Below are 9,627 nucleotides of genomic sequence, written 5' to 3' on the forward strand. Positions count from 1 at the left end.
CACCCTCCATGGCGACCGCTTTGGAATCCTGGGCAGGGACAGCCTCGGCAGCACTCAGTACCGTAGCCGCCGCCAGGGAGATCAGCAAAAGACTCTTTTTCATGAATAACTCCTTTGGTTGAAAGTTGAAATCAGTCTGGAGATATTATAGTCGAAAGAGTTTTACAAAAACTGATAATAATTATTAGTTTTGACTATTTGGCATTAGGACAGCAGGAGCGGATGGGACAGCAGATACAGTCGGGATGCCTGGGGCGGCAGAGGGTCTGCCCGAAGCTCACCAGGAGCTTGTTGAGGCCCCGTAGCTCCGCCGGTTCCAGGAGTGTTCCCAGGGCCCGGTCCGTCGCTTCCGGGGTGGAGGTTTCGACGGCTCCCAGGAGATTGAGAATCCGGTGGACGTGGGTATCCACCGCCGCCACCTCGGCACCGTAGGCGTTTTCCAGGACGATCTTGGCGGTTTTGGGGCCGATCCCTTTGATGGCGGTCAGTTCCTCCAGGGTTTGGGGTACTTCACCGCCGTGGCGCTCCAGAAGCACCCGGCTCACCTCCAGAACCGAGGCGGCCTTTTTGCGCCAGAACCCTACCGGATAGATCGCCTCGGCGATCCGCGCTTCGCCGAGCTCCAGCATCGCCTGGGGGGTCTGCGCCAGGGCAAAGAGCCGCCGCCCCGCCTCCAGCGTCACCTCATCCCGGGTCTGAAAGCTCAAAAGGGTGGAGATGAGGATCGTATAGGGGGTGCGCTGATAGGCCTTTTCGAAACGCTTCGCCGGGGCATCCCAGTTGGGATAGTCGGCACGAAGCAGATCGAGGCAGCGGCGAAGAGTTTCAGGGGACATCATGGTTTAATTTTGGATGATGGATTTTGGATTTTGGATTAAAAACATCATAAAAAAGCGTTGCCAAGCAACGCCTACCGAAACCATTCATCATTCATCATTCACCATTCACCATTCACCGTTTCGTGGGATAGCAATCCCACGCTACGAAAATTCGGTTCCTCATTCCTAGTTACTAGTTACTCGTTCCTAGTTACTCTCACTCTCAACAAACTCCTCGTAGTTCCCCCGGAAGTCGGTCAGGGTTCCGTCTTCGTGGAGTTTGAGGATCCGGTTGGCGAAGGCGTCGATGAGTTCCCGGTCGTGAGTGACACAGATGACATTGCCTTCGTATTTGTGCAGGGCTTCGCCCAGGGCGACGATCGCCTCCAGGTCCAGGTGGTTGTCGGGCTCGTCCAGGACCAGGAAGTTGGCGTCGTCCATCATCATCTTGGACATCATGATCCGGTGCTTTTCCCCTCCGGAGCAGGCCTCGACCTGCTTCTCCTGCTCCTCACCGCTGAAGAGCATCCGTCCCAGACATTTACGGATCTCGTCGATGTGCCACTTCTGGTTGTGGTTCTGGATCCACTGGTAGAGCTTCTCCTCCCCTTTGACGATCTCGGTGGTGTTCTGGGGGAAGTAGGTAGGATGGACCGTTTGGCCCCACTTGACCTGCCCGGCGTCGGGCTCCAGACGGCCCATCAGGATCTCCAACAGGGTGGTCTTGCCCACGCCGTTGCCGCCGATGAGGGCGATTTTGTCCCCTTTTTCCACCTTGAAATTCAGATCTTCGAAGACCTTGTGCTCCCCGTAGCTCTTGGCCAGGTGCTCCACCTCCAGGACCTCGTTGCCAATCTCCCGGTTGGGCTTGAAGAGAATCGAAGGATCCCGGCGGCTGGAGAGTTTGATCTCCTGGATATCCAGTTTCTCCAGCTGCTTCTGGCGGCTGGTGGCCTGCTTGGCCTTGGAGGCGTTGGCGCTGAAACGGGCGATGAACTTCTCCAGCTCCTCTTTCTCTTTGAGCTTCTTGCTGCGCTCCATCTCCGCCTGCTTGGCTTTGAGATTGGCGGCGATATACCAGTCGTCGTAGGTTCCCGTAAACTCCCGGATGGTCTGAAAGTCCAGATCCAGGATATTGGTCGTGACCGCATTGAGGAAGTGGCGGTCGTGGGAGATCACCACCAGGACGCCCTCGTGGCGCCGTAGCTCCTCCTCCAGCCAGGCGATGGTCTCCATGTCCAGGTTGTTGGTGGGCTCGTCCAGGAGCAAAATATCGGGCTTGAGGAAAAGCACCTGGGCCAGCAGGATCTTGAACTTGTCCCCGCCGGTGAGGGAGCTCATGGGATTGTCGTGCTCTTCTACGGGGAAGCCCAGGGCGCTCAATAGCTTTTCGATCCGCACGTCGCTCTCATAGGTGGGATCCTCCTCGACACAGACCATCTCCAGCTCGCCCAGGCGTTCGTTGACCTTGTCGTCGTCGAAATTGCCTTCCATATAGAGGCGTTCCTTCTCCTTCTGGGCTTCGTAGAGGCGTCTGTTGCCGTAGAGTACCGCATCCTTGAGGCTGAACTCCTCGAAGGCGTACTGATTCTGTCCCAGCATCCCCAGCTTGGCGCCGGGCTGGATCTGCACCTCCCCTTCACTGGGTTCGATCTCCCCGGCCAGGATCTTCATAAAGGTCGATTTGCCCGCCCCGTTGGCGCCGATGAGGCCGTAGCGCTTGCCGGGGTCAAGCGTAAGGTTGATCTTTTCAAACAGGACGCGCTTGCCGTAGCGCTGGGTCAGATTGACGGTTGAAAGCATAGAGGTTTCCTTGGATTACGGATGAAGTTTTCGCGTATTATACAGAAGTCGGAGAAGAGATTCTCCGGTTAGACAGAAAGTGATTTTTCAAGCTGCCAGATAGCGGCGGGCTTCCCGACGGAAACGCTGGAAATCTTCGTGACACTCCAGACTGAAATCTTTCAGTAACGCATGTTCTCCCTGCTCAAGGGTCTGCTTGATCCGATCCACCAGGCGGTAGAGTTCCATCGCCCCCAGGGTCCCTGTCAAGCCATCCAGATCGACCAACAGACGGTGAAGCTCTTCATACGCCTCTTGCTCAGTCAACTCCTGATAGCGACGGTCGCACTCCGCATATTCACGGAGAAAATCATCCAGAATCGTTCGGTAGAGCTCTTCATCGTTGTTGCTGTGCTCGATGCCTTGCCGGATATCCAAAACCTCGGGATTGGTGAGCAGGTCTTCGTTTCCTTTTTTCGCAACCATCACACGAGTCTGTTTATCCTGAGAGGGGTGGACGGTAAAGAGTTTGAAAGCGCTGAAAAGCTTCCCCAGGACGATAGGCTTGTCCAGATAACCGTTCATACCGCTCCTCAGGATTCGTTCCACCTCCTCTCTGTCGGTCGAGGCGGTCAGTGCCAGCACCGGAGTACGTTGCAGTTGAGGATCCTGCCGAATCTCACGGGTCGCCTCCAACCCGTCCATCTTCGGCATATTGACATCCATCAGCACCAGATCGTAGTGGGCGTTGGGAGCTCGGAGCTTTTCCAAAGCCTCCACACCGTTGGAGGCAGTCTCCATGACGATTCCCGAGCCCTCCATCAAGCGTTCGATCAGCTTGAGGTTGAGGGCGTTGTCATCCACGGCCAGAATCCGGCTCCCGGCAAAGGTGCTGAAACTCTCCCGATCGATCCCTTGCGTTTCGGGAATCGGATTTTCAAAAACAGGGAGCTCCTCTTTGCCTGCCCTTTCCGCCTTTTTCGGCCGGGGAGTCTCTTCCCGGGGCTTTTCCGGTTTCGCTTCCGTTCTCCGGGTAGGTTCCGGTCGCTCTTCCCGGAGCTTTCTTCTCTCCTGTTTCGTCTCGGTTTGAGGTCTCTGCGACCGCTTTGTCGACGTTTTGCTGCGGCGCATCCTGACCAGCAGATAGATCATTATCACGATCAATACTCCCCCGGCAATCATCAGGTAGAGGGGCATTGACGTCACTGTTGTCATGGTCTCCTGACTCATCATTCTCTCCTTTGATTCATTCCCTATATACTATCCAAGTTTTATAACATCGGATGGATGCATTATCTCAAATTATAAATTAGAAACCCCATATAATCTATGATCTAGTGATGAGCAGGGTAAAAAAGTATCAAATCAACACAGAAAATCGGACGCTCTTTCAACTACACATTCCCCGAGGGAGTCAGGCTCACCCGACTCTGCCATCTTTGGCCTCCGCACAGCGGTCGCTATAATCTGCATCGACAATCCTCTATGAAAAGTCTTGAAATGCAGTTGAAATCAACCTTGTTACAGTGGGGAAGAGAGGCACTTCTTTTTGTTCTGATCCTCTTTGTCCTCTCGACCCTGCTAAACCTCTGGCGAGCTCCGAAGATCGATGAGAGCCGTTTCCCCGATCTCTCCGGGCATACCCTAGAAGGGCGTAGCGTCAAATCTCTGCACAAAACAGGGCAGCCTATCCTCCTGCACTTCTGGGGGACCTGGTGCCCTATCTGCCGTCAGGAGGCTTCCAATATCGAAACCGTCGCCCGCCGTTATCCTGTCCTTACCATCGCCGTTAACAGCGGCAATCCTGAGGAGATTCGGGCCTGGATGCGCAAGCGCGGGATCACCTACCCCGTCCTCAACGACCCTTACGGCACCCTGGCCAAACGTTTCAATATCACGATCTACCCCACCTCTTTGATCTACGATGCAGCCGGCAAACTCAAATTTGTCGAGACCGGCTATACCACTACCGCCGGCCTGCTGGCACGGATGAAACTGGCGGAGTGAGAAGCCGTCATTGAACTCTCTGAAACCCGTGTGAAAATCACTGTGTCATTTCTAACTCTAATTGAGTGCTCTGAAAAATTCTGTCATTCCGGGCTTGACCCGGAATCCAGGGCTTGGAATACCCATTGTGCCGTGGATCCTGAATCGAGTTCAGGATGTCGATGAAGAATCTTTTCAGTTTTTCAGAGGGTTCAATTTAGGGTCTGCAGTATTATTATGGATATGCTTGACTCTGGATTCCGGGTCAAGCCTGAATGAGGGATCTTGTGAGAGGACTCAATGTTGGGTTTAATGCTCTTTTGGGGATAATATCCCCATGAAATCTTTGGAAAAAAGAAGCAGGATCACTCCCGAGATCCTGCGGCAACTCCCCTCTCCCTGCTGGCTACTCGAAGAGCAACTCCTGGAACAGAACTTAATGATATTAAAAGATATTAAAGACCGGGCCGGGGTGAAGATCCTCCTGGCCCTCAAGGGCTACGCCCTCTGGCACAGCTTTCCCCTGGTCCGGGAGTATCTGGACGGCTGCTGTGCCAGCGGCCTCTACGAAGCGAAGCTCTCCCACGAAGCGTTCGGCCGGGAGACCCACACCTACTCCCCCGCCTTCAAAGCGGAAGAGATCGACGCAATCGCCCGGATCTCCCATCACCTGGTCTTCAACTCTCCGGCCCAGCTACAGCGTTTCGGCCCCCAAGCCCGCACCGCCAATCCCACGCTCTCTCTGGGACTGCGGGTCAATCCCCAATACTCCGAAGCCCCCGTAGAGCTCTACAACCCCTGCGGCCTCCACTCCCGCCTGGGAACCCTGGCCGAGGCGGTGGATGAAGCGACAGTCGAGGCGATCGAGGGCTTTCATTTCCATGCCCTCTGCGAGCAGGACGCTTCGGCCCTGGAGGGCGTCCTGCAGGCCTTTGAGGAGAAGTTCGGCCGGTGGCTGCCGCGGCTAAAATGGGTCAACTTCGGCGGCGGGCATCATATCACCCGGAAGGATTACGACCGGGAGAGGCTCATTTTGATATTAAATAATTTCAAATCCCGCCATCCCCATCTCGAGGTCTATCTGGAGCCCGGCGAAGCGGTCGGTTGGGAGACCGGCCCCCTGGTCGCCACCGTGCTGGACATCGTCAACAACGGTATGGAGATCGCCATCCTGGACACCTCCGCCGAAGCCCATATGCCCGACACCATCATCATGCCCTACAAAGCGCAGGTACGTGGAGCCGCCGAACCGGGAGAAAAGCCCTACACCTATCGCCTGGCGGGCAATACCTGTCTGGCGGGGGATGTGATGAGAGACTACAGTTTCGACCGGCCGCTGAAAATCGGAGACAAGATCCTCTTCGAGGATCAGATGCACTACACCATGGTCAAAGCCACCACCTTCAACGGCATCCCCCTCCCCGCGTTAGCCACTCTGCACCGAGATGGCAGTTTGACGATCGATCGTCAGTTCGGCTACGAAGATTTCAAGAGCAGATTGGGGTGAATGAGTAACGAATAATGAATAACTAGTAACTAATAACTAGCAACTAGTAACTAGAGATTAAAGACCAGCGACCATCAACGATCAGGAATCTCCGGCGCCTCGATCCGCTCCCCGAGTTTCGCATAGTGGGGTCCGACGCGGGCGATCAGATCACAATCGAGATAGAGATGTTCCCGATCGGCGATACAGCCCTCGTCCAGATACTGCGCTTCGATCTGCAGGATCAACGGACGCGTCTTGCTCCCCTCCAGGTCCACCTCCTGCAGCAAGGTACAGGCAAAAGCCGTCGGCGCCCCCTCCACCATCGGCGGGAAGCCTTCAAAAACATCATGCATCGGAATGTCGAACCGTTCCGCTTCACTCTCCTGCGGCGAGAGGGCTGCCGAGCTGTAGTGCATCGGCTCCAACAGCGCCGGCGAAACCAGGCAGAGTGTGCAACGCCCCTGCTTTCGCAGATTGGCCAGAGTGTCTTTGGGCGTGCCGTCGGGGCGGTGTCCCACCGAGACGATCAGCGTCGCCGGCTCCGACGAGAGTGGCGTGAAGTAGCTAAAGGGAGCCAGGTTGAGCACCCCTTCATCTTCGGTAACGATCCAGGCGATGGGCCGGGGCACCACACTCTGAGCCATCAGTTTGTATCGGTCTGAGGCGGGAATCTCTGCATAAGCGATTTTCATCTCTCTCCTTTGGAAAAAACGGTTGCCAGCTATTCTATCTTCAAAAGTGCCATACTGTCAAAATGGTATGATAATGTCAAAGGAGTCGAGCATGATAGAAAAGATCAATCAGTTATTCAAAATAGACCTCAGTGATCCTTTCACGCTGGTCCCTCTCCTCATCTTCCTCTTTTTGGTCGGCTGGTTTCTCTCAATCTTCTTCGACCGACCCCCGGAGTGAGGCAAGCCATCTCCTGGATTCAAGAAATTCGTTATACCGTTTCATGGAATGCGACGGCAAAACGCTCGGCCTACTTCTCCCTCACATACATGATCGAATTGTTGTTCTCAAACTTGCTCTCCAGAAAGGGAATGTTGCGCAGCAGCGCCCCCAACTTCTCGTAGCCGTAGTTGACGGGACTGAAGGCGGAGTTGTTGCTCAGGTACTGCCCCAGGTCCGAGACATTGACCCAGCCGTTCTCTCCGGCAGTTTTGCGCAGGCCCGTCAGCAGCAGGTCGATAAACTCCTCATCCTCCAGCACCGAGTCGATCTTGCTCTCGGCTTCACTGGGAGCACTCTTTTTGCTCCGTTTTTTCTTGACCACCTCTTCGGTACGCGTTTTGGACTTCTTCTCCTCTTTCTCCAGATTCTCGGTGTAGATAAACTGGCTGCAGGAGTTGATGAAGGCCTTGGGGGTCTTTTTCTCCCCAAAGCCGTAGACCGTCAGGCCGTTGGACATGAGCCGCTGGGCCAGCGGGGTGAAGTCGCTGTCACTGGTCACCAGAGCGAAGCCGTCGAGCTCCCGCATATACATCAGGTCCATGGCATCGATGACCATGGCGATGTCGGTGGCGTTTTTACCCTTGGTGTAGTCAAACTGCTGTATCGGTTTGATGGAGTGCTCCAGCAGCCGCTCCATCCAGGGGGTCAGCTGCTGGTTGTTCCAGTTGCCGTAGGCCTGCCGCACGATCACTTCACCGTATTTGGAGAGCTCTTTGAGGATCCCCTTGATGGCATAGGGAGAGGCGTTGTCGCAGTCGATCAGCATCGCGATATGTTTTTTCTTTTCGTTCATGGTTTTCTATTCCTTCTCAATTTATAAAATTTTTTTCTGTTTTTAGACGCTTTGTGTCTGCTAAAGTCGATTTATCTGATCAGTCGGCAGAGTCCTTCTTGAATCATCGCCAACTCCTCCTCTGTCAATACCGCCAGATACTCTTTGACTCTTTTTTTCGAAAGAGAACGAATCTCGTTGATACAGGCATCACTGTTCTTTTCGAGTCTCTCCCTTTTCTTCACCATCCATCGGAAGGGAAAGGTCTCGGGTTCGATGACGGTTGAGAGAGGGATCACAATCACTGTCTCCAGGATTTCATTGCTCTGCTCATCACTGAGAATGATTGCAGGCCGGAGTTTGCCCATCTCGCCTCCTTTGGCCGGGTTGAAATCCACCAACCATATTTCTCCTCTACGACAAACCCTCATCCAAGCCCCCCTCCGGAATCACATCTTTTCTCTGGGCATCGGCTACCCGCCGGAGTTTTTCGGCCCGTCGCTTCCGTTCAACGTCATCCAAAAACTTCCGAAAATCCTTCTCCAGGGAGATGGGGATGAAATATCCCACCTCTTTCTTCCGCCGCCGGTCCTCCACAGCAATGATCTCTTCCGCCTCACTCAGTTCCAGTGAGCGCCGCAAATCTGCCAATGTCACCCGAATCATGATATTCCTTTTTGGCAATAAATTGTCTATTGATTATAACATATACTTTTGACAAATTAAATAGACAAATAAACTCTAGGGATATACTGGTACAATCAGACTATGAAAGTTCCCGAATACCTCATCGTCCACACCACCGTCGACGAACGCGCCAAAGCGGAGTTCCTCGCCCGAACGATACTCGAGGCCCGCCTGGCTGCCTGCATCCAGATCGTTCCGATCCACAGCTTCTATCGCTGGGAGGGCGCTCTGGAGTCGGCTGACGAATACCGCCTGGAGATCAAAACCCGCACCGACCGCTACGACGCCCTCCAAGCCCTCCTCCTGCGCCACCACCCCTACGACACCCCGGAGATCCTGGCGATCCATGTGGTCGGCGGGTCGGAGGGGTATTTGCGGTGGGTGGATGGAGAGTGTCTCTCCGAGCGCTGAGTACCCCAAAAATATTTCCAAAAATCCCCCGCTATAATAAGATCAAAATTTCCTGACCAAGGCAGCCCAAATGTCAGAACAGCGATCTCTCTCCGGCTTGATATGGAGCACGGCCGATCTGCTCCGCGGCGACTACAAGCAGTCCGATTACGGCAAGGTGATTTTGCCCATGACGCTGCTGCGTCGGCTGGAGTGTGTGCTGGAACCGACCCGGGAGGCGGTGCTCGAGGAGTACGAAGCGCGCAAGGATCTGGGGATCCCGCTGGAGAAGATCCTGGTGCGCAAGTCGGGGCACAACTTCTACAACACCTCCCGCTACACCCTCTCCAAGCTGCTGAGCGACCCCAACAACCTGCGGGAGAATATGGAGAGCTACATCAACAGCTTCAGCCCCAACGCCCGGGAGATCTTCGAAAAGTACGAGTTCGCCACCCAGCTCGACAAGCTGCAGGAGACCAATCTGCTCTACCTCGTGGTGGAGAAGTTCGCCTCGGTCGATCTGCACCCCGACCGCGTCAGCAACCATCAGATGGGGATCGTTTTCGAAGAGCTGATCCGGATGTTCGCCGAAGCCTCCAACGAAACCGCGGGAGAGCACTTCACCCCCCGCGACATCGTGCGTCTGACCACCTCCCTGCTCTTCTCTACCGATGACGAGGTGTTCACCAAGCCCGGCATCGTGCGGAGCCTCTACGACCCCACGGCGGGAACGGGCGGCTTCCTCACCA

Annotated in this window: 12 protein-coding genes; 5 read left to right on the plus strand and 7 right to left on the minus strand. The window is 54.9% G+C overall.

What is annotated here, in order from left to right:
- Nucleotides 1–194: 194 nt before the first annotated feature.
- The 3 genes from nth to F8I07_RS08665 all read right to left on the minus strand — a co-directional run bounded on the left by nth (nt 195) and on the right by F8I07_RS08665 (nt 3,830).
- Nucleotides 195–836, minus strand: a complete 642-nt coding sequence (nth, locus tag F8I07_RS08655) for an endonuclease III (RefSeq protein ID WP_292658432.1) — start codon at nt 834–836, stop codon at nt 195–197.
- A gap of 189 nt (nt 837–1,025) precedes the next feature.
- Nucleotides 1,026–2,621: an ABC-F family ATP-binding cassette domain-containing protein gene (locus tag F8I07_RS08660; RefSeq protein ID WP_292658435.1), complete on the minus strand. Its 1,596-nt coding sequence runs from the start codon at nt 2,619–2,621 to the stop codon at nt 1,026–1,028.
- A gap of 87 nt (nt 2,622–2,708) precedes the next feature.
- A complete protein-coding gene (locus F8I07_RS08665; protein WP_292658437.1) occupies nt 2,709–3,830 on the minus strand; it encodes a response regulator in 1,122 nt (373 codons plus the stop codon).
- 270 nt (nt 3,831–4,100) lie between these two features.
- Between F8I07_RS08665 and F8I07_RS08670 the strand changes: the two genes are divergently transcribed.
- Together F8I07_RS08670 and nspC are read left to right on the plus strand one after the other, a co-directional pair.
- Nucleotides 4,101–4,607, plus strand: coding sequence for a redoxin domain-containing protein (locus tag F8I07_RS08670; protein ID WP_292658439.1), 507 nt, complete (start codon nt 4,101–4,103; stop codon nt 4,605–4,607).
- Nucleotides 4,608–4,923: 316 nt separating this feature from the next.
- Nucleotides 4,924–6,093 (plus strand): carboxynorspermidine decarboxylase, encoded by a 1,170-nt coding sequence (nspC, locus tag F8I07_RS08675; protein ID WP_292658443.1) that lies wholly within the window; start codon nt 4,924–4,926, stop codon nt 6,091–6,093.
- A 74-nt stretch (nt 6,094–6,167) separates the two neighbouring features.
- Here the strand turns inward: nspC and F8I07_RS08680 are convergent, their stop codons facing one another.
- Complete coding sequence (locus F8I07_RS08680; protein WP_292658445.1) at nt 6,168–6,767, minus strand: flavin reductase family protein; 600 nt, start codon at nt 6,765–6,767, stop codon at nt 6,168–6,170.
- A 91-nt stretch (nt 6,768–6,858) separates the two neighbouring features.
- Between F8I07_RS08680 and F8I07_RS08685 the strand changes: the two genes are divergently transcribed.
- Entirely contained in the window at nt 6,859–6,987 is a 129-nt protein-coding gene (locus F8I07_RS08685; RefSeq protein ID WP_292658448.1) for a hypothetical protein, read from the plus strand.
- 70 nt (nt 6,988–7,057) lie between these two features.
- On the opposite strand, the gene F8I07_RS08690 is transcribed toward F8I07_RS08685, so the two are convergent.
- The 3 genes from F8I07_RS08690 to F8I07_RS08700 form a co-directional block, all read right to left on the minus strand.
- Nucleotides 7,058–7,822 carry an NYN domain-containing protein gene (locus F8I07_RS08690; protein WP_292658451.1) on the minus strand — a complete coding sequence of 255 codons (765 nt, stop codon included), beginning with the start codon at nt 7,820–7,822 and terminating at the stop codon, nt 7,058–7,060.
- A 71-nt stretch (nt 7,823–7,893) separates the two neighbouring features.
- Nucleotides 7,894–8,169 carry a type II toxin-antitoxin system PemK/MazF family toxin gene (locus tag F8I07_RS08695; protein WP_292658454.1) on the minus strand — a complete coding sequence of 92 codons (276 nt, stop codon included), beginning with the start codon at nt 8,167–8,169 and terminating at the stop codon, nt 7,894–7,896.
- Between the two features lie 46 nt (nt 8,170–8,215).
- Entirely contained in the window at nt 8,216–8,467 is a 252-nt protein-coding gene (locus F8I07_RS08700; protein WP_292658456.1) for a hypothetical protein, read from the minus strand.
- 102 nt (nt 8,468–8,569) lie between these two features.
- On the opposite strand from F8I07_RS08700, the gene cutA reads away from it, so the two are divergent.
- On the plus strand, nt 8,570–8,899 hold the full coding sequence (gene cutA / locus F8I07_RS08705) for a divalent-cation tolerance protein CutA (RefSeq protein ID WP_292658459.1): 330 nt from the start codon (nt 8,570–8,572) through the stop codon (nt 8,897–8,899).
- A 70-nt stretch (nt 8,900–8,969) separates the two neighbouring features.
- Nucleotides 8,970–9,627: type I restriction-modification system subunit M N-terminal domain-containing protein (locus F8I07_RS08710; protein ID WP_292658462.1), on the plus strand; the 658-nt coding region annotated here is incomplete at its 3' end.

Source organism: Nitratifractor sp. (genome assembly GCF_015487065.1).
Classification (GTDB): domain Bacteria; phylum Campylobacterota; class Campylobacteria; order Campylobacterales; family Sulfurovaceae; genus Nitratifractor.